The sequence below is a fragment of the Pseudarthrobacter lactosi genome (assembly GCF_055412785.1).
In genome coordinates this window covers 942151-961491 of record NZ_JBVAYS010000001.1, presented here as the reverse complement: position 1 = coordinate 961491, position 19341 = coordinate 942151, and the positions used below count along the sequence as shown (strand labels likewise).

At 65.9% G+C, this 19341-nt stretch carries 17 protein-coding genes and 2 tRNA genes; 15 read left to right on the top strand and 4 right to left on the bottom strand.

Annotated elements, in window-relative coordinates:
* Window positions 1-21 precede the first annotated feature (21 nt).
* Both ACZY0Q_RS04455 and ACZY0Q_RS04450 read left to right on the top strand, forming a co-directional pair.
* Window positions 22-1074: a 3-isopropylmalate dehydrogenase gene (locus ACZY0Q_RS04455; protein WP_463914994.1), complete on the top strand. Its 1053-nt coding sequence runs from the start codon at window positions 22-24 to the stop codon at window positions 1072-1074.
* Window positions 1075-1187: 113 nt separating this feature from the next.
* On the top strand, window positions 1188-2300 hold the full coding sequence (locus tag ACZY0Q_RS04450; RefSeq protein ID WP_463914993.1) for a branched-chain amino acid aminotransferase: 1113 nt from the start codon (window positions 1188-1190) through the stop codon (window positions 2298-2300).
* 99 nt (window positions 2301-2399) lie between these two features.
* Here the strand turns inward: ACZY0Q_RS04450 and ACZY0Q_RS04445 are convergent, their stop codons facing one another.
* A complete protein-coding gene (locus tag ACZY0Q_RS04445; RefSeq protein ID WP_463914992.1) occupies window positions 2400-3002 on the bottom strand; it encodes a hypothetical protein in 603 nt (200 codons plus the stop codon).
* A 99-nt stretch (window positions 3003-3101) separates the two neighbouring features.
* Here ACZY0Q_RS04445 and ACZY0Q_RS04440 point away from each other — a divergent pair, with 99 nt between their 5' ends.
* Genes ACZY0Q_RS04440 through ACZY0Q_RS04425 form a run of 4 tightly spaced genes read left to right on the top strand, consistent with a single transcriptional unit; the run spans window position 3102 to window position 7004 of the window.
* A complete protein-coding gene (locus ACZY0Q_RS04440) occupies window positions 3102-3899 on the top strand; it encodes an MBL fold metallo-hydrolase (protein ID WP_463914991.1) in 798 nt (265 codons plus the stop codon).
* 56 nt (window positions 3900-3955) lie between these two features.
* The gene (locus ACZY0Q_RS04435) at window positions 3956-4732 is read left to right on the top strand and encodes a fumarylacetoacetate hydrolase family protein (RefSeq protein ID WP_058932084.1); all 777 of its coding nucleotides are present in this window, start codon (window positions 3956-3958) and stop codon (window positions 4730-4732) included.
* 20 nt (window positions 4733-4752) lie between these two features.
* Window positions 4753-6267 (top strand): glutamate--tRNA ligase, encoded by a 1515-nt coding sequence (gene gltX, locus ACZY0Q_RS04430; protein ID WP_463914990.1) that lies wholly within the window; start codon window positions 4753-4755, stop codon window positions 6265-6267.
* Window positions 6267-7004: an HAD family hydrolase gene (locus ACZY0Q_RS04425; RefSeq protein WP_463914989.1), complete on the top strand. Its 738-nt coding sequence runs from the start codon at window positions 6267-6269 to the stop codon at window positions 7002-7004. Before gltX ends, ACZY0Q_RS04425 begins: the two co-directional genes overlap by 1 nt.
* An 8-nt stretch (window positions 7005-7012) precedes the next feature.
* On the opposite strand, the gene ACZY0Q_RS04420 is transcribed toward ACZY0Q_RS04425, so the two are convergent.
* Window positions 7013-8407: a hypothetical protein gene (locus tag ACZY0Q_RS04420; protein WP_463914988.1), complete on the bottom strand. Its 1395-nt coding sequence runs from the start codon at window positions 8405-8407 to the stop codon at window positions 7013-7015.
* Window positions 8408-8703: 296 nt separating this feature from the next.
* Between ACZY0Q_RS04420 and ACZY0Q_RS04415 the strand changes: the two genes are divergently transcribed.
* The 4 genes from ACZY0Q_RS04415 (at window position 8704) to ACZY0Q_RS04400 (ending at window position 12538) form a co-directional block, all read left to right on the top strand.
* Window positions 8704-8775, top strand: a tRNA-Gln gene (locus ACZY0Q_RS04415).
* Between the two features lie 143 nt (window positions 8776-8918).
* Window positions 8919-8994 (top strand) — tRNA-Glu (locus ACZY0Q_RS04410).
* Between the two features lie 215 nt (window positions 8995-9209).
* Window positions 9210-10925, top strand: coding sequence for a dynamin family protein (locus ACZY0Q_RS04405; RefSeq protein WP_463914987.1), 1716 nt, complete (start codon window positions 9210-9212; stop codon window positions 10923-10925).
* Entirely contained in the window at window positions 10922-12538 is a 1617-nt protein-coding gene (locus tag ACZY0Q_RS04400) for a GTPase (RefSeq protein WP_463914986.1), read from the top strand. The genes ACZY0Q_RS04405 and ACZY0Q_RS04400 overlap by 4 nt, the downstream gene beginning before the upstream one ends.
* 5 nt (window positions 12539-12543) lie before the next feature.
* Here ACZY0Q_RS04400 and ACZY0Q_RS04395 read toward each other — a convergent pair whose 3' ends face one another.
* Both ACZY0Q_RS04395 and ACZY0Q_RS04390 read right to left on the bottom strand, forming a co-directional pair.
* Window positions 12544-13083, bottom strand: coding sequence for a DUF1697 domain-containing protein (locus ACZY0Q_RS04395; protein ID WP_463914985.1), 540 nt, complete (start codon window positions 13081-13083; stop codon window positions 12544-12546).
* A gap of 47 nt (window positions 13084-13130) precedes the next feature.
* Window positions 13131-13850, bottom strand: coding sequence for an IclR family transcriptional regulator (locus ACZY0Q_RS04390; RefSeq protein ID WP_104061235.1), 720 nt, complete (start codon window positions 13848-13850; stop codon window positions 13131-13133).
* A 113-nt stretch (window positions 13851-13963) separates the two neighbouring features.
* Here ACZY0Q_RS04390 and leuC point away from each other — a divergent pair, with 113 nt between their 5' ends.
* The 5 genes from leuC to ACZY0Q_RS04365 all read left to right on the top strand — a co-directional run bounded on the left by leuC (window position 13964) and on the right by ACZY0Q_RS04365 (window position 19341).
* Window positions 13964-15418, top strand: a complete 1455-nt coding sequence (leuC, locus tag ACZY0Q_RS04385) for a 3-isopropylmalate dehydratase large subunit (RefSeq protein WP_463914984.1) — start codon at window positions 13964-13966, stop codon at window positions 15416-15418.
* Window positions 15419-15427: 9 nt separating this feature from the next.
* Window positions 15428-16030, top strand: a complete 603-nt coding sequence (gene leuD / locus ACZY0Q_RS04380; protein WP_463914983.1) for a 3-isopropylmalate dehydratase small subunit — start codon at window positions 15428-15430, stop codon at window positions 16028-16030.
* 158 nt (window positions 16031-16188) lie between these two features.
* Window positions 16189-17514, top strand: a complete 1326-nt coding sequence (gene murA, locus ACZY0Q_RS04375) for a UDP-N-acetylglucosamine 1-carboxyvinyltransferase (protein ID WP_463914982.1) — start codon at window positions 16189-16191, stop codon at window positions 17512-17514.
* Window positions 17515-17524: 10 nt separating this feature from the next.
* A complete protein-coding gene (locus tag ACZY0Q_RS04370) occupies window positions 17525-18292 on the top strand; it encodes a lysophospholipid acyltransferase family protein (protein ID WP_463914981.1) in 768 nt (255 codons plus the stop codon).
* Window positions 18292-19341, top strand: a complete 1050-nt coding sequence (locus ACZY0Q_RS04365; protein WP_463914980.1) for an NAD(P)H-dependent glycerol-3-phosphate dehydrogenase — start codon at window positions 18292-18294, stop codon at window positions 19339-19341. Before ACZY0Q_RS04370 ends, ACZY0Q_RS04365 begins: the two co-directional genes overlap by 1 nt.

Genomic DNA, 19341 nt, shown 5'->3' with positions numbered 1-19341 from the left:
TGATCTTAATATTCTTGGAGCATGAGCGCATCCACGATCAATCTCGCTGTCATTCCCGGTGACGGCATTGGCCCAGAGGTCATTGCCGAGGCACTGAAAGTCCTCGAAAAGGCTGTCGCCGCTGAAGGCGTTGTCCTTGAGCAGACCCATTACAAGCTCGGCGCCGAGCACTGGCTGGCCACCGGCGAGACCCTTCCGGACGAAGTCCTCGCCGACCTGCGCACACGGGACGCGATCCTCTTCGGTGCTGTGGGCGCCGCTCCCGGCGACACCCGGATTCCGTCCGGCATCATCGAGCGGGAAATGCTGCTCAAGCTCCGCTTCAGCCTGGACCACTACGTCAACCTGCGGCCGTCGCGGCTGTACGGAACGGTCGGCAGCCCGCTGGCGGATCCCGGCGTTATCGACTTTATCGTCGTCCGCGAGGGGACCGAGGGTCCGTACGTGGGAAATGGCGGCTCCCTCCGTACCGGCACGCCGCACGAGGTTGCCACCGAGGTCTCGCTGAACACGGCCTATGGCGTGGAGCGTGTTGTCCGCGACGCCTTCCGCCGCGCCAGCGCCCGGGAACGCAAGCATGTGACCCTGGTGCACAAGCACAACGTCCTGGTCTACGCCGGCCACTTGTGGAAACGCACGGTCGAGGCGGTGGCCCAGGAATTCCCCGAGGTCACCCACGATTACCTGCATGTTGATGCGGCCACCATCTTTATGGTCACCAATCCGTCCCGTTTCGATGTCATCGTCACCGACAACCTCTTCGGCGACATCCTCACTGACCTCGCGGCGGCCATCACCGGCGGCATCGGGCTGGCGGCATCCGGCAACATCAACATGGACCGCACCGCGCCGTCCATGTTCGAACCCGTCCACGGCTCGGCCCCGGACATCGCCGGCCAGCAGAAGGCCGATCCCACTGCGGCCATCCTGTCCGCGGTGCTCCTGCTGGACCACCTCGGCTACACCGCCGCGGCCCGCAGGATCGAAGCTGCGGTGATCGCCGACGTCGAAACCCGCGACGGCGGCGCCCGCAGTACCAGCGCCGTCGGGGACGCCATCGCTGCAGCGCTCTAGACCGTGCGCTCTTGAGACTCGGTTAACCGGCGTAAGCTAGTTTCAATCACCAAATGCTGCCCAGCGGTTCAGTGCTGAACCACGTTCTAAAGGCAGCCGATCGTGGAGGAACCATGACTCAGACCGCCCATGGCGTCGAATTTAACCAGCAGCTCTCGGCAACCCCGAAGTCAGCTGACGAGCGTGCAGCCATCCTGGCGAACCCGGGATTTGGCAACTACTTCACCGACCACACCGCGGTCGTCGACTACAGCGTCGACGAGCAAGGCGAAGGCGGCTGGCACAACGCGCGCGTAGAGGCCTACGGACCCATTTCCCTGGACCCGTCCGCCGCAGTGCTGCACTACGGCCAGGAGATCTTCGAAGGCCTCAAGGCATACCGACACGCCGACGGCTCCATTTGGACCTTCCGTCCGGAGGCGAATGCGGCCCGCCTGAACAAGTCGGCACGACGCCTCGCGCTGCCGGAACTGCCCGAGGAGTACTTCCTGGGCGCCATCCGGGAACTGGTGCAGGCGGACAAGGAATGGGTTCCCGCCGGTGACGGCGAGGCCTTGTACCTGCGCCCGTTCATGATCGCCACCGAGGCGTTCCTGGGTGTTCGGGCAGCGCGTGAGGTGTCCTTCCGGGTCATCGCATCGCCCGCCGGCAACTACTTCGGCGGCGAGCTCAAGCCCGTATCCATCTGGATCTCGCGGGAGTATGCCCGTGCCGGACGCGGCGGCACCGGGGCCGCCAAGTGCGGCGGCAACTACGCAGCCTCCCTGATCGCCCAGCAGGAAGCCGAAGCCAACGGCTGCAAGCAGGTGCTGTTCCTGGACCTGTTCAACGACAACGCCGTCGAAGAGCTCGGCGGCATGAACGTGTTCTTCGTGATGAAGGACGGCTCACTGGTCACTCCAGCGCTGAGCGGGACCATCCTGGAAGGCGTGACCCGAATGTCCGTCATCCAGGTGGCCAAGGACATGGGCCGTGAAGTGACTGAGCGCAAGATCACCCTTGATGAATGGCGCGACGGCGTTGCTTCCGGCGAGATCACCGAAGTCTTCGCTTGCGGCACCGCGGCGGTCATCACGCCCATCGGTGTCCTCAAGGACGCCACCGAATTCATCGGCTCCGAGGACGCGAAGGCAGGGGAGACCACCATGGCCATCCGCGAACAGCTCCTGGGCATCCAGACCGGAACCGTGCCGGATACCCACGGCTGGCTGACCCGCCTGGCCTGACCCTCCACAACCCTGGCCAACAACGCGGGGTCACTTCACGCCCGATATTCCCATCGGATAGGGCATGAAGTGACCCCGCGTTGCTGTGTCTGGATGGCCTCAGCGGCGGGCGGCCTTCCGGGCAGCGTTCTTGAGGGCCTTGCGGGAGACCGGCTTCAGGGCTTTGCGCGCCGCTTCGTCGGCCAGAGCCCGGTTGCGGCGGGCATCGATGACGTCGTTCCAGAGTGCCGTGGCGAAGGCACCGCCGTCCTGCGCGTATACGTCATAGGGATAGTCGGCAAAGATGGCCGGTTTGGTGCCGCCGGTGGGCAGGTCCTTCCCTGTTGCCTCGGCGACGGCGTCGGCAAGAGCCCAGGTCCGGGTCAGGTGGTGCGTGAGATTGTCCTGGACAAAAATGTTTGCGTCGCCGGAGGCAGCAGCGCGCTCGAGGAGTATGGCCAGGTCTCCAGCCAGGAACGTGGCCGCCCATTGATCGACGTCCTCGATATGTGACCGGAATTCCTCGGCAACACCGTCCACCGCCTCGCGCCAGTCGGTGGTCTGGCGGAACTTCTGCCACGTCGGGAACCAAACAATGGTGCCCGTCGCGTGGTTGTGGATGTGCTGCAGGCCGCTGTTCTTCTCCGTCAGTGCGTGGTCGTGGCCCGCGGCGTCGGCGCCGGACAAGAGTTCAGACAACGAGATACTGGATGAAGTGCTCATGGGTGTGCGTGGCTACTCTCTGTTGGCAATGGGTTCACCAGCCATAACCCGCGCCGGGGGTGAGGTTATTCCGTGCCGGCCTGATGCGAAGATGGTGCAGTGAACACCACCTCGAGCGGCTCTCTCCATACGTGCAGCCCACTGACGGCCTTCATCCTGGCACCCAATCCCGGGCCCATGAGCCTGGACGGCACCAACTCGTACGTCATCTCCGCCCCCGGAGCCAGTACATCGGTGGTGGTTGATCCAGGCCCCGCGGACGACGGCCACCTCCGCCGAGTCGCGGACACAGGCCCCGTGGAGCTCATCCTCGTGACGCACCGGCACGCCGACCACACCGCGGGCTCCCGGCGGCTGCATGAAATCACCGGAGCCCCGGTCCGCGCGGCCGACCCCCGGCACTGCTATGGCGGCGGCGAACCCCTGCAGGACGGAGAAACCATCCAAGCGGCAGGAGTGACGGTCCAGGTCTTGGCGACGCCGGGCCACACCTCCGATTCCGTCTGCTTCCATCTTCCCCACGACGGCCCGCACGGTTCCGTACTGACCGGCGACACCATCCTGGGCCGCGGTACCACGATGCTGGACTACCCGGACGGCAGGCTGGGGGACTACCTCGAGTCCCTGGACCGGCTCGAAGCCCTTGGCCAGGCCACTGTCCTGCCGGCGCACGGCCCGGTCCTACCCTCCCTGGAGGCCATCACCCGCGCCTACCGCGAGCACCGGCAGGAGCGGCTGGCGCAGATCCGCTCAACACTGGTCCGGCTTGGCGGGGACGCCACCGTGGCGGACGTGGCCGACGCCGTGTACGCCGACGTCGACCCTTCCGTCCGCCGGGCAGCCGAAATGTCGGTGGCCGCGCAGCTCGACTACCTCCGAGGACTGCCCGGCGCCTGACCGAAGAACATGACGCAAAGGCAGGGGCGCCAGCTCAAGACGGTAGGCTAGCAACCATGCGTATTGCCAGGTTTGTAGTCGATTCTGATCCCCTCTACGGCGTTGTTGAAGGCGAGCCCGGCAGTGAGGAAATCACTGTCATCAACGGCGACCCCTTCTTCAACGGCGTGGAGCGCACCCACGTCAAGCACAAGCTCGAAGACGTCAGGCTCCTGGCGCCGATCATTCCCCGCAGCAAGGTGATCGGCGTGGGCCGCAACTTCGCCGAGCACGCCGCCGAGCTGGGCAATGAAGTCCCGCAGCAGCCGCTGCTGTTCCTGAAGCCGAACACTTCCGTCATCGGCCCGGGCGACCCCATTGTGCTGCCGGAATTCTCCGACGAAGTTTCGTTCGAAGCCGAGCTGTGCGTGGTCATCGGCCGGATCTGCAAAGACGTCCCGGAAGACCGCGTCGACGACGTCATCTTCGGCTACACCTGCGGCAACGACCTCACGGCCCGCGACGTCCAGAAAACGGACCTGCAGTGGGCCCGGGCCAAGGGCTTCGACACCTCCGCACCCCTCGGACCCTGGATCGAGACCGAGCTGGATACCGAAGACCTAGCCATCAAGGGCTGGCTCAACGGCGAACTGCGCCAGGACGGCAGTACCAGCCAGATGATCCGCGGCGTCCGGGAAATCGTCTCCATCGTGTCCCAAGCCTTCACCCTGCTCCCGGGCGACGTCATCATGACCGGCACGCCGGCCGGCGTCGACCTCGTCACTGCGGGGGACCGCTACGACGTGGAGATCGAGGGCATCGGACGCCTGTCCAACCCGGTGGTCCGCCGCTGACGGGTAAAGTTGGAACCACTATGACTACTGCCCCTGCGCTGAACCCTGCCGCCATCCCGTCCGTCACTGCCGAAACCCCGGTCCGGGTGCGGTTCTGCCCCTCACCCACGGGTACCCCGCACGTCGGACTGATCCGCACTGCGCTGTTCAACTGGGCCTATGCCCGGCACACCAAGGGAACCCTGGTCTTCCGCATCGAGGACACGGACTCGGCGCGGGACAGCGAGGAAAGCTACCACCAGCTGCTGGACGCGCTGAAGTGGCTGGGCATCACCTGGGACGAGGGAGTCGAAGTGGGCGGCCCGCACGAGCCGTACCGCCAGTCCCAGCGAAGCGACATCTACCAGGATGTCATCGCGCGGCTCAAGGCCGGCGGCCACATTTACGAGTCCTACTCCACACCGGCTGAAATCGAAGCCCGCCACCGTGCGGCGTCCCGCGACCCCAAGCTGGGGTACGACGGGTTTGACCGGCACATCACCGAGGAACAGCTGGCTCAGTACAAGGCAGAGGGCCGCCAGGCCGTGCTGCGCCTGCGGATGCCGGATGAGGACCTCACGTTCAAGGACCTGGTTCGCGGCGAAATCACGTTTAAGGCCGGTTCCGTGCCGGACTTCGCGGTGGTCCGTGCCAACGGCGCACCTTTGTACACGCTGGTGAACCCTGTGGACGATGCCCTGATGGGAATCACCCACGTGCTGCGCGGCGAAGACCTGCTCAGCTCCACGCCCCGCCAGATCGCCCTGTACCGTGCGCTCTACGCCATCGGCGTGGCCGAGTACATGCCGGAATTCGGCCACCTTCCCTATGTCATGGGCCAGGGCAACAAGAAGCTCTCCAAGCGCGACCCGGAATCCAGCCTGTTCCTGCACCGCGAACGAGGTTTCATCCCCGAGGGCCTGCTGAACTACCTGTCGCTGCTGGGCTGGTCGCTGAGCGCCGATGAGGACATCTTCACCGTCGAGCAGCTGGTGGAGCACTTCGATATCCACGATGTGCTGGCGAATCCGGCACGTTTTGACCTGAAGAAGGCAGAGGCCATCAACGGTACGCACGTCCGGTTGCTTGAGGCCGCCGATTTCCGTGCGCGCCTGGTGCCGTACCTTCGGGCGGCAGACCTGGTGGGGGAGATCCTCACGGACCGGGAGGAAGAGATCCTCACCGAGGCCGCACCCCTGGTCCAGGAGCGGATCACCCTGCTGGGGGAGGCCCCCGAGATGCTCGCCTTCCTGTTCAAGGCCGACGACGCGATCGACGTCGCGGACGACGCCCGCAAGGGCCTGCCCGCCAACCTGACCGAAGTACTGGACGCCGCGCTGGCGGCCCTTGAGCCTGTTCAGGACTGGAACCCTGAGGAGATCCAGACGGCCCTGAAGCAGGCACTGGTGGAGGACCTTGGGCTGAAGCCGCGGCTGGCCTTCGGTCCTGTGCGCACGGCGATCTCCGGGCGCCGGATCTCGCCGCCACTCTTCGAATCCATGGTGATCCTGGGCAAAGACTCGTCCCTGAGCCGGCTCCGCACCTTCCGCGGCTGATGTCCGCCATCGGCACCACTTCTGGCGGAGTCCTGCAGTCGCGCTTCGGGACCATCCGGGGCGTCCTGTTCGACATCGACGACACCCTGGTGGACCTTGAATACGCCATGACCACAGCCCTGCGCGAGGTCAGCGAACACCTCCTGCCCGGTCTGGACCAGACCGGGTGGGAGCGTTTCGGCAGGATCTTCACGCACGAGACCACGCACTACTACGACAGGTACCTTGCGGGGGAGCTGACCTTCAACGACCAGCGCCTCCTGCGGGGTCGCGCCGCCCTGGGGCACTTCGGCGTGGATCTTGCCGACGGCGAAGAAGCGCACGGGTGGCTCTCGGCCTACAGCCGGCTGCAGCCCACGTATGTGCGCGCCTTTGAGGACGTGCTGCCGCTCCTGGATGTGCTGGACGCTGCCGGTATCCCCTACGGCGCCGTCAGTAACAACGTGCACGACTACCAGCGGGCCAAACTGGATGGCGCTGGCCTGGATCGCGTCATGCGACTGGTTGGCACGGACACCGTAGGGGTCGCCAAACCCGAGCCTGCCATCTATCTCGAAGGCGTCCGCCTGTTGGGGACCGCACCGGAGGAGACCCTCTACGTGGGGGACAACAGGATGCTGGACGCTGAAGGGTCGACGGCGGCGGGCCTGGTAGGCGTCTGGCTCAACAGGGTGGGGGAGCCGGCGCCGGATTTCGCCGGCCACGAGGTCACCTCGCTGTTGCAGCTGCTGGGCTGAGCGGCCGTTTAGTCAGCAGGCCGCAGTCTGCGCCTGTTCCACAGCACCATGTAGATGCCGACGGATCCGAACACAAGCACCGCAACCAGGCCGAAGGCGACGGCGGTATCAGATTTCCCCACCATGCTGGTAGGCGAGATGGCCGCTGCGCTGGAGTGCAGGGTGTCCGTGCCGTCAGCAATCCGGGCGTTGCCGTCGGCGAGTTTCCCGGCACCGTTCGCCAGCTCTGTCGAACCCGAGGCCAGCTTCGTGTTGCCTGTGGCCAGTTCCGAGGCGCCGGCCGCCAGTGCCTGGGACCCGTGGAGCAGGCCAGGGTTTGAGGGATCGGCCGGATCGCCCTTGATCCCTGCATTCAGTGCCAACGTGCCGTCCGCCAGGCGTGAGCTGCCGTCCGTGATCTTGGCGACGGCTTTGATCAGGCCCGGGCGGTCGGCATTGCCAGGGACGCCATCCATGCCGGTGCGGATCTGGGACGTTCCGGCGGCCAGCAGTTCGGTACCCAGCACCATGCCGGGGTTGTTGGGATCACGGCTGTTGAGCTTTTCACCCAGCGTGGCGAAGCCAGCGGTGAGACGGCCTGTTCCCGTGTGCAACTGTCCGGCTCCTTCATTGAGCTTCCCGGCGCCAGCCTGCAGTTGCTGCGCCCCGGCGTCGAGCTTGTGGGCTCCAGCGGTGATCTTGGCGATCTTGTCCTTGACAACGGCCAGTGGAACCAGCCCCTGAAGCGGGTCCGACGCTGCCGCTTCCAGCAGCTCGAGGGCCTGTGCCAAGGCCGCCGTGCCGGTGCCTGCCTCTGGAGAGTTGTTCGCTCCCCGGTAGCCTTTGAGCTGGGCCGTTCCGGCGGCCAGCTCGCCGGTTCCGGAGGCCAGACGGCCGGCACCTGCATTCAGCGCAGTCGCGCCGTCCGCCAGGTTGATCTCGGCATTTCCTGCGGCCGTAGGCGTCAGTGCCGCGGCGAGCTGGGTGGCTCCGGCGGCGAGCTTGCGGGCGCCGTCATCCACTTTGTAGACACCGGGCGCGAGCTTGTTATTGACGTCAGTTTCGATCTTGACCGCGCCGGCGGCGAGTTGGTCTGCACCGGTCTGCAGTTTTTCGGCGCCCGGGGCCAGCTTCTCGCTGACACCCAGGAAGACTTTATCGGCGCCGGAGGAGAGCTTGCCTGCTCCGGTGTCGGCAAGGCCCGCGCCGGCCGCCAGCTGACCGGCGCCGTCCCTGAGCTTGTCAGCGCCCGCCGAGGCCTGGCCCGCCCCGTCCTGGAGTTTGGCCGATCCGTCAGTGATCCTGCCCGTGACCAGGGTGTAAAACCCAAGCAAAGCAATAAGCATCAGGGCCAGGACAGCGATAGCCAGCTGCTGTGCCCTGGTTCGGGTTTTGCTGGGCGCGGCGGCACGACTTTGTGTCACGGGGGTCCTCTCGACGGTTTGCCGGCAGTGAAAGCTGCCGGCCACCCATCTGAACCAGGGGCGGCAGTCCGGATCCAAAAACTGAATTCCGAAGCGCCTGCAGCGAAGGCAGAGGGTGGTTACTCTCGGGTAACTTACCGAGAGTAAACTTATTCCGGTCGATCTGGCAAGGGTCCAGCCCTTCGCGACTTCGGCGCCGATTTGTGCCAGCCCAAAGTCTCGGGTAAAGTAATTTCTCGTGCTGAGGCGCACGGAGCGCGGCTTGAAGCCCGAAACTCCGGCCCGAAAGTAATCATTGGGATATGGTGTAATTGGCAACACTACGGTTTCTGGTACCGTCATTCTAGGTTCGAGTCCTGGTATCCCAGCTCTGTTTGGTCGCAGGCTAACCGCGGCAAATCAGTGGTTTTGATTCGGTTCACCGATTTGAAACAGACGTTGAGTGTATGAAATACTCACTTAGCAAACCGGCCTGGCGCCGGATGGAAGTGAAAGCTTCCTGGAAGTACGCGGCCCCATCGTATAGCGGCCTAGTACGCTGCCCTCTCACGGCGGTAACGCGGGTTCGAATCCCGCTGGGGTCACCATAAAACGGTCCCGGGCATCAGCCCGGGGCCGTTTTTCCGTGGTGGACCCCGCACTGGCGGCAACAGGGCAAACCCGGCCCGGGTGAAAAAGCTGCCGCGACTGGCATGATGATGCTGTGACCTCCTCAGACGGGCTTCGTCCCACCCAGCCTCCGCCGCCACTGCGCGCACCGAAAACGCAGCCTGGCCAGCGAGACGCTGAGTCGGAGCCGACTGTGGCCTTGCTCGAGGCCGTGCGTGGAGACCTTTCCGCGGTGTCCTTGCAGCTTGCCCTTCCGGATGTTGAACAGGCACGCCAGGACACCCGGAAGGCCGTCGCCCAGCTGGACGATTACATCCTCCCGCGGTACCGGAGCCTGGACGCACCGCTACTGGCCGTCGTCGGGGGTTCCACCGGTGCCGGCAAATCAACGCTGGTCAACGCCCTGGTGGGGCACCCGGTCACCCGCTCCGGCGCCATCAGGCCCACCACCCGGCAGCCCATTCTGCTGCACCACCCGGCTGATGCCGGCTGGTTCGAGGGCCACCGTGTGCTGCCCACCCTCAACCGGATCCGGGGCACCGTCTCCACGGAAGCCGTCCCGGCCAGCCGGGCCGGCGTAACACCCGATGCGGAAGCCATTTCTTCCCTCGTGCTGGTGGCGGACCATGCTGTTCCGCAGGGGATCGCGCTGCTGGACGCTCCCGACGTCGACTCCATTTCCGATGACAACCGCAGGCTCGCCGGTCAATTGCTGGCCGCCGCGGACCTCTGGGTTTTTGTGACCACTGCCAACCGCTACGCAGACGCGGTCCCCTGGAAGCTGCTCCTGGACGCGTCCTCGCGGGACATCATGGTGGCCGTGGTCCTGGATCGTGTACCGGCGGAGGCGGAAGCCGAAGTCAGCGCCGATCTCCGCACGTTGCTGCAGAAGGAAGGCCTCGGCAATGCCGGACTGTTCATTGTGCCGGAGACTGACCTGGACAGTCTCGGCATGCTGCCATCGAGCGCCGTGGAGCCGTTGCGGCGGTGGCTGCAGGAACTTGCGGCCGACGCCGCGGGGCGGTCCGACATTGCCCGCCGGACCCTCAACGGGACGGTGAAGGCGCTGGCCGGGCGGGTCGGCACCGTGGCGCACGCCGTCCAGGGGCAGGAGCGGGCCGCAGCCACGCTCCGGGCAGCAGCTGAGGATGCCTATCGCGATGCCGGGACCCGGATCCTGGACGCAACTAAGGACGGCGCGCTCCTCCGCGGGGAAGTCCTGGCACGCTGGCAGGACTTTGTCGGAACAGGGGAATTCTTTCGGGCGCTCGAACAGAACATCGGACGCCTGCGGGACCGCATGGGAGCGTTCTTCCGGGGCGAGCCGACACCAGCCGTACGGGTTGAGGACGCCATCGAAACGGGATTGCAGGCCGTCATCCTGGACGAGGCCGCCAATGCCGGCGAAGAAACCGACCAGCGCTGGCGCTCGGACCCGGCAGGCCGCGAGCTCCTGGGGACGGACGATCTGTCCGGCACCGGCCCCGGGTTTGCCGAGGTGGCCGCAGCGGAGATCAGGGCCTGGCAGGCCGGCCTGATGGAACTGATCCGCACGGAAGGGCAGGGCAAACGGACGCAGGCCCGCTGGCTTTCCTTCGGGATCAACGGGCTGGGTGCCGCACTGATGATCGTGGTGTTTTCCATGACCGCCGGCCTCACCGGGCTGGAGATCGGCGTGGCGGGCGGTACCGCGGTGGTGGGCCAGCGACTCCTGGAGGCAGTGTTCGGCGAAGACGCTGTCCGCCGTCTCGCGCAGACGGCGCGGGATGACCTCCACGCCCGGTGCCAGCGGCTGCTGCAGGCCGAACAGGAGAAGTTCCTTCAACGCCTGCCGGAGGGCGGCGCGGACACCGTCCGGATCCTGACCCACCATGCCGCTGCCCTGGCCCGGCTGGCGGACACGGCATGAACCGCCACAGCGTCGCCCGTGAAGCCTCGCAGCTGGACCGCAGGCTCCAAGCCCTCAATGATGCCCGCGAACTCGCCGAGGGCGTCTTGCCGGATGCCGCACTTGAGGGGGTGTTCCGGCTCCTGGAGCGCGCGAGCTCCCGGCGGTCCCTCTCGGCTGATCACACCGTTGTAGGGTTTTTCGGTGCCACCGGCAGCGGCAAATCGTCGCTGTTCAACGCGGTCAGCGGCGCTGAAATCGCGACGGCGGCCGCCCGCCGGCCCACAACGTCGGAACCCTTGGCAGGTGTCTGGGGAGCGGACGGCAGCGAGCCGCTGCTGGACTGGCTTGAGGTGCGCAACCGCCACCGTGCCGAGCCCGTGGCAGGCTTCGCGGATGAGGGCACGGGGCTGATCCTGCTGGACCTGCCTGACTTCGATTCCACCAGGGCCGCGAACCGCGAGATCGTGGAGCGCATGGTTGGCCTGGTTGATGTCCTGGTCTGGGTCCTGGATCCGCAAAAGTACGCCGACGCGGCAGTCCACAACGATTTCCTGGCACCCCTGTCCGCACATGGCGCCGTGACCCTGGTGGTCCTCAACCAGGTGGACCGGTTGCCTGAACGGGACGTGCAGCCTGTGCTGGAGTCCTTGAAAGGTATCCTCGCCCGAGACGGGCTGGGCAAGGTCCAGGTCCTGGGAGCCTCCGCGCTGAAGGGCACCGGCGTGGACAAGGTCCGGAGCGCCATCCGCACCGTGGCGGTGCAGCGCCAGGCACTTTCCCAGCGGCTGGCCGCGGACGTTTCGCGGGCCTCCGGGCAGCTCCGGGAAGCCGCCGGTGCTGGGGAAGCCGCCGGTGCCAGGCCGGCGTCGAAAACCCGGCTCACCGATGAGCTGGCAACGGCCGCCAACGTGCCCGTCGTGGTGGACGCCGTCGCCCGGTCCTACCGCATCGAGTCGACGCGCCGCACGGGATGGCCGGTGACGCGGTGGCTGGTGCGGTTCCGGCCGGATCCGCTCCGCCGGCTCAATCTGAGAAGCTCTTCACCGTCACAACTTAACCGGACCTCGCTCCCGGCCGCCGGCGCCCCGGAACGCGCCAGGACGGATGCTGCCGTCCGTGAGTTTGCGGACGCGGCGAGTGCGGGAGCGCCCGGCCCGTGGCGTGCGGCCATCCGGGGTGCCGCCCGGGAAGGGAGGGACGCGTTGCCGGATGCCCTGGACCAGGCCATCGCGGGAACAGACCTGATGGCGTCCCGGAGGTCATGGTGGTGGGGAATATTCAACGTGGTCCAGTGGCTCGCCCTGCTGACGGTCCTGGGCGGCCTGGGCTGGCTTGGCGTGCTGGCGGGGATCGGCTATCTCCAGATGCCCGTCCCTGAGGTTCCCAAAGTGGAAGGCTGGCCAGTGCCAACACTGATGATTGCCCTCGGCGTGGTGCTGGGGATTTTCCTGGCGCTGACCGGAAAGTTCATTGGGGCAGGAGCCGCGACGGCGCGCGCAGCCAGGGCCAGGAAACGGCTGCGGGCAGCCGTGGGCGAGGTTGCCCGTGACTTGGTCGTGGAGCCGGTGGAAGTAGAGGTCACCAGGCTCACTGCGTTCAATAAAGCACTGAAGAACGCGGGCGGAACTTAAGGCAGCTACGCCAGGGCGGCGGCGGCGTCACTGACCTTGATCAGCGTCCGCAGGTTGCGGGTGGTAGTGGTTGCCTTGAACTTAGCCTTGGACGAGATCTTGCTGAAAGGGCTGTCCAGGGTCCCGCCGGCCGGAGCCAGCCAGGCCAGCGCCTCCGGGCCGAGGCGTTTTAGCTCAGTCCCGTCAAGGGCTGCGCCAGCCGCGTCCAGCTCATCCAGCATGGCGGTGTCCGAGGCAAGCGTGATGTAGGTGTGCGTTGCCTTGTCGTCCGCCGGATATGGGCATGCCTCCACGAGTTCGGAGACCCGTTGTGCCGTCAAAACCACCACCCAGGCGTCGTAGCCGAACGCCTCACGCAGGCACGTCTCAAAGGTCCGCTTGACCGCGGCAGGATCCTCGTCGCTGGCAAACACCACGTTGCCGCTGGCCAGCAGTGTCTTGACGTCGGCGAATCCCTGCGATGCAAGGGCGCTTTTGAGATCGGCCATCTTGATGTTGATCCCGCCGACGTTGATACCGCGGAGGAAGACTGCGTAGCTGTTCATGCGGACAGCCTAGCTGCGGGCTGCCGGGTCCGGACGAAGGCGAGGCCTCAATCGTTGCTCTTGCGAAGGGCCTCGGTGAGGAGCCGCGCGGCGTTGCAGACCACCTCGGCGTGGAGGCGGCCCGGCTGGCGGGTGAGCCGCTCGATGGGGCCGGAGATTGACACGGCGGCGATGACGCGTCCGGACGGTCCCCGGACCGGCGCCGAGACTGAGGCGACCCCGGGCTCGCGTTCGCCGAGGCTCTGGCCCCAGCCCCGCCGTCGTACGCCTGCCAGAACGGTGGGCGTGAAACGCGCCGCCTGCAGGCCCTCAAGGAGCCGGTCGTGGTCTTCCCAGGCGAGCAGCACCTGCGCGGCGGAGCCGGCCTTCATGGAAAGTTTCGTGCCCACGGGGATGGTGTCGCGCAGGCCGATGGGCCGTTCCGCGGAGGCGACGCAAATGCGCCATTCGCCTTGGCGGCGGAAGATCTGGGAGCTTTCGCCGGTGGCGTCGCGCAATTGCATCAGGACTGGCCCGGCGGAAGCGATGAGGCGGTCCTCGCCGGCGGCTGAGGCAAGCTCCACCAGGCGGCTGCCGAGGACAAACCGGCCCTGGATGTCGCGGCTTACGAGCCGGTGGTGGATCAGGGCCAGGGCGAGCCTGTGCACGGTGGGCCGGGCCAGGCCCGTGGCGGCCACCAGCTGTGCCAGCGTGGTGGGTCCGGCCTCCAATGCATCAAGCACATGGGCCGCTTTATCAATGACGCCGACTCCACTAGAATTGTCCATGTAATGATATTGCCGTCTCATTATCTGAGATGCAAATCTTTGGGCTGGCACATAATGCGGCCCTGCTGGTTCAGTGGAACCAAACAGCCAAACAGCAGTGAAGGGAGATGGCCGTGGCAAAGACACTGGCCGAGAAAGTCTGGGACGCGCACGTGGTGCGCAAAGGCGACGGCGAAGGAGCCAACGCCCAGCCCGACCTCCTGTTCATTGACCTTCACCTTGTCCATGAGGTGACGTCCCCGCAGGCATTCGAGGGCCTGCGCCTGGCCGGCCGCAAGCTGCGCCGCCCGGACCTCACCATCGCCACGGAGGACCACAACACTCCCACGCTGGACATTCACAAACCTATCGCCGACCTCACCAGCCGCACGCAGATCCAGACGCTGCGCAACAACTGCGCGGAGTTCGGCGTCCGCCTGCACTCGCTCGGTGACGCGGAACAAGGCATCGTGCACGTTGTTGGCCCGCAGCTGGGCCTCACCCAGCCTGGCATGACCGTTGTCTGCGGCGACTCCCACACGTCCACCCATGGTGCTTTCGGAGCCCTGGCGATGGGCATCGGCACATCCGAGGTGGAGCACGTTATGGCCACCCAGACGCTGTCCCTGAAGCCGTTCAAGACCATGGCCATCAACGTTGAAGGCACCCTGCGCACCGGCGTCACCGCCAAGGACATCATCCTGGCCGTCATTGCCAAGATCGGCACCGGCGGAGGCCAGGGCTACGTCCTGGAATACCGCGGTTCCGCCATCCGCGCGCTGTCCATGGATGCGCGGATGACCATCTGCAACATGTCCATCGAAGCCGGTGCCCGCGCCGGCCTGGTGGCCCCGGACCAGATCACGTACGACTACATGGATGGCCGCCCGCACGCGCCGCAGGGTGCGGAATGGGATGCCGCCGTCGAGTACTGGAACACGCTGAGGACCGACGACGACGCGACGTTTGATGTCGAGGTGGACCTGGATGCCGACACGCTGGAACCGTTTGTAACGTGGGGCACAAACCCGGGGCAGGGCGTATCGCTTTCTTCCAAGGTGCCGTCCCCGGAGGACTTCGGCGACGAAAACGCCAAGGCGGCCGCCGAACGCGCCCTGCAGTACATGGGACTCGAGGCCGGGACGCCGATGAAGGACATCCGGGTGGACACGGTCTTCCTGGGCTCCTGCACCAACTCACGCATGGAGGACCTCCGCGCCGCTGCGGATATCATCCGCGGGCGCCAGAAGGACCCCAATATCCGGATGCTGGTGGTACCCGGTTCGGCCCGCGTGCGGCTGGAGGCGGAGGCTGAAGGCCTGGACAAGGTCTTCAAGGACTTCGGCGCCGAATGGCGCTTCGCCGGTTGCTCGATGTGCCTGGGCATGAACCCGGACCAACTCGAGGTGGGAGAGCGTTGTGCCTCGACCTCCAACCGTAACTTCGAAGGGCGTCAGGGCAAGGGCGGCCGTACGCACCTGGTTTCGCCGGTGGTGGCAGCGGCCACAGCCATCCGGGGCACCCTGAGTTCGCCGTCGGACCTCGATCCGGCTCCCGAATCCGCCGCCATCCGCACCGACGCAGCCTAGGAGGCCGCCATGGAAAAGTTCACCACCCACACCGGCATCGGCGTCCCGCTCCGCCAGAGCAACGTTGACACGGACCAGATCATCCCCGCGGTCTACCTCAAGCGGATCACCCGCACCGGCTTCGAAGACGCCCTGTTCTCCGCCTGGCGCAAGGATCCTGCCTTTATCCTGAACCAGGCGCCGTTCAACGCCGGCTCCGTCCTGGTGGCGGGCCCGGATTTCGGTACTGGTTCGTCCCGTGAACACGCCGTCTGGGCTTTGAAGGACTACGGCTTCAAGACCGTCCTGTCCTCACGTTTCGCTGACATCTTCCGTGGCAACTCCGGCAAGCAGGGGCTGCTTGCCGCCGAGCTCGCCCAGGACGATATTGAGCTGATCTGGAAAGAACTGGAAAACGCCCCAGGCACCGAAGTCACCGTCGACCTCGTTTCAAAGACTGTCATCTGCGGAAGCATCGTGGCGCCTTTTGAAATCGACGATTACACACGCTGGCGCCTCCTGGAAGGCCTGGATGACATTGGCCTGACACTCCAGCATGAAGAGGACATCACCGCCTTCGAGTTCACCCGTCCGCCCTTTATGCCCGCCACGCTTCCAGCCCGCCTTTCCTGAGCCGGAGCCCGGGATTTCCCGCCCCGGACGGAGCCGCCTGCGTGGCGCCGCGCAGGCGGCTTTCGGCGCCGGTATTTCGGTTCGGTAACGCAACCTCCTATGCTTAGCTGGAGCCTTTGCAAGGATTTGGGGGCGAGTAATCGTAAGGAAACCGGTATATGAGTAGTGTTCTGACAATCCGCGGCGGAGTCCCGCTTACAGGCCGCGTCACCGTCCGGGGGGCCAAGAACCTGGTCCCCAAGGCCATGGTGGCCGCGTTGCTGGGCAACGAACCGTCCGTGTTGCGGAACGTTCCGGAAATCAAGGACGTGGAGGTTGTCACCTCACTCCTGCAGCTGCACGGGGTGACGGTGGTCAAGGATCCCGTCAGCGGCGACCTCACCCTGGATCCGAAGACGGCCAAAACCGCCCCGAGCACTGCGATCGACGCCCACGCCGGTGATTCGCGGATCCCCATCCTGCTCTGCGGGCCACTGATCCACGCGATCGGTGAGGCCTTCATTCCGGACCTTGGCGGCTGCAAGATCGGTGACCGGCCCATCGACTACCACCTGAACGTGCTCCGCCAGTTCGGCGCCGTGGTGGAAAAGCGGCCAGGCGGCATTCACATCTCGGCCCCCAAGGGCCTGCACGGCGCCAAGATCAATCTGCCCTACCCCTCGGTTGGCGCCACGGAGCAAGTGCTCCTCAGCGCCACCCGCGCCGAAGGGATCACCGAGCTTTCCGGCGCCGCCACCGAGCCTGAGATCATCGACCTCATTGCCGTGCTGCAGAAGATGGGCGCCATCATCAGCGTCCAGACGGACCGAACCATCCGCATTGAAGGCGTCCGGGACCTGGGCGGCTATAACCACCGCGCCCTTTCGGACCGCAACGAATCGGCGTCGTGGGCCTCCGCAGCGCTGGTGACCCGCGGCGACATCTTCGTCGAAGGTGCCTCGCAGCGGGACATGATGACGTTCCTGAACACCTACCGGAAGGTGGGCGGCGGCATGGATATCGGCGAGGACGGCATCCGCTTCTACCACCGCGGCGGCAAGCTCAACCCGCTGGTCCTGGAAACGGACGTGCACCCCGGCTTTATGACCGACTGGCAGCAGCCGCTCGTGGTGGCCCTGACCCAGGCCGAAGGCGTCTCGATCGTTCACGAGACTGTCTATGAAAACAGGTTCGGCTTCACCGATGCGCTCATCCGGATGGGCGCTAGCATTCAGGTGCACCGCGAGTGCCTGGGGAGTGTGCCGTGCCGCTTCGGCCAGCGCAACTTCCTGCACTCCGCCGTTATCTCCGGCCCCACCCAGCTGAAGGGCGCCGACATCGACGTACCGGACCTGCGTGGCGGCTTCAGCCACCTGATCGCGGCACTGGCCGCTTCCGGCACGTCGCGCGTGACCGGGATTGACATCATCAACCGCGGCTACGAGCGTTTCACCGAAAAGCTGTCCGGCCTCGGCGCCGACTTCGACATCACCTCGACAAAGTAGCGGTGGGTACGTGAAGGAATCGGCCAAGAGCCAGGCCACATTCGTTGTGGTCGCAGCCATCGTGCGGACGGTGCTGAACGCCATGATGAACAAAAAGTGGGAAGGCCTCGAGAACCTCCCCGCCGGCGGGTTCATTGCCGCGCCCAACCATTGCACGGAAATCGATCCGCTGATCGTGGGCCACGTGCTGTACAACCAGAAGCGTGCGCCCCACTTCCTGGCAAAGGCCGGGCTCTTCAAAGTTCCGGTCGTGGGCGCGGTCCTGCGTGCCACCCGCCAGATCCCGGTGGAACGCTCGACGGCGGGAGCTAACCGCTCGCTGCAGCTCGCCCAGGAGATCGTTGCAGATGGCGGGGCGATCATCATCTACCCGGAAGGTACGCTCACGCGTGATCCCGCGCTGTGGCCGATGAAGGGCCACACCGGCGCAGCCCGGCTCGCCCTCGAGGGTGGAATTCCCGTTGTCCCGATTGCACATTGGGGCGCGCACGAGGTGTTCCCTCGCTATGCGAAGCGGTTCCATCTTTTCCCGCGCAAGACGTCCAGGGTGATGGTGGGCAAGCCCGTGGATCTTAGCCAGTTCATGGACCGGCCACTGGACAAGGCAACGCTTACCGCGGCTACCGAGAAGATCATGGACGCTGTGACCGGTTTGCTGGCCGGCATCCGCGGGGAGGAGCCTCCCGCTGAACGCTGGGACCCGTCCAAGCACAATCAGGCCACGCACGGTCGCTTCGTTGAGCGCGGAAATCCTGACGACGCCGCGGATGCCACCTGATGGCGGACGGAACACGCCAGGGTTCGGCCCGCTCTGTCGCCGTCCTGGGCGCCGGTTCCTGGGGGACCACATTCGCTAAAATCCTCGCCGATGCGGCGGGCGCAGCGGGGGAAGCACGAAGCATCCGGATTTGGGGCCGCCGCAGCGAAGTGGTTGAACAGATCAATGGCTCCCACCGCAACGTCCAGTACCTGAAGGACACCGTGCTGCCGCCCAGCATCTCAGCCTCCACGGACGTCCGTGCCGTGCTGGCGGGTGCGGACCTGGTGGTCCTCGCCGTTCCGGCCCAGTCACTGCGCCTCCAGCTTCGTGAATGGAAAGAGCTGATCGCTCCCGACGCCATGGTGGTGTCCCTGATGAAGGGCCTGGAGCTCGGCACGGACGCCCGGATGAGCGAGGTCATCAGCGACGAACTGGGGATTCCCGCGGACTGCATCGCCGTGGTTTCCGGCCCCAACCTGGCCATGGAGATCGCCCGCGAGGAACCCACGGCCTCCGTGGTGGCCTGTACCGACGCGGCCGCCGCAGGCTGGATCGCGAGGAGCTGCACCGCACCGTACTTCCGTCCGTACACCACGGCGGACGTGGTCGGCGTGGAAATCGGCGGCATCGTCAAGAACGTTATAGCGCTGGCCGTGGGCATCTGTGAAGGTAAACAGATGGGGGACAACACCAAGGCCTCCGTGATCACCCGGGGCCTGGCCGAAACATCCAGGCTTGCCCTTGCACTCGGTGGCGAGGCCCGGACCATGGCCGGGCTCGCCGGCCTGGGGGACCTGGTGGCAACGTGTTCCTCGCCGCTGTCGCGAAACCATACAGCCGGGCGGCTGCTGGGTGAGGGCCTCACCCTTGATGAGCTAGCCCTGAAGATGACGCAAACCGCCGAAGGCATCAAATCCGGCCAGGCCGTGCATGAACTTGCGGGGAAGCTGGGCGTCGAGATGCCCATTACTGCCGCCGTCGTGGCCGTCCTGGCCGGCAAACTATCCGTTGACCAACTGGGGCCGCTGCTGCTGGCCCGGGACCTGAAACCCGAAGGCGATTACTGA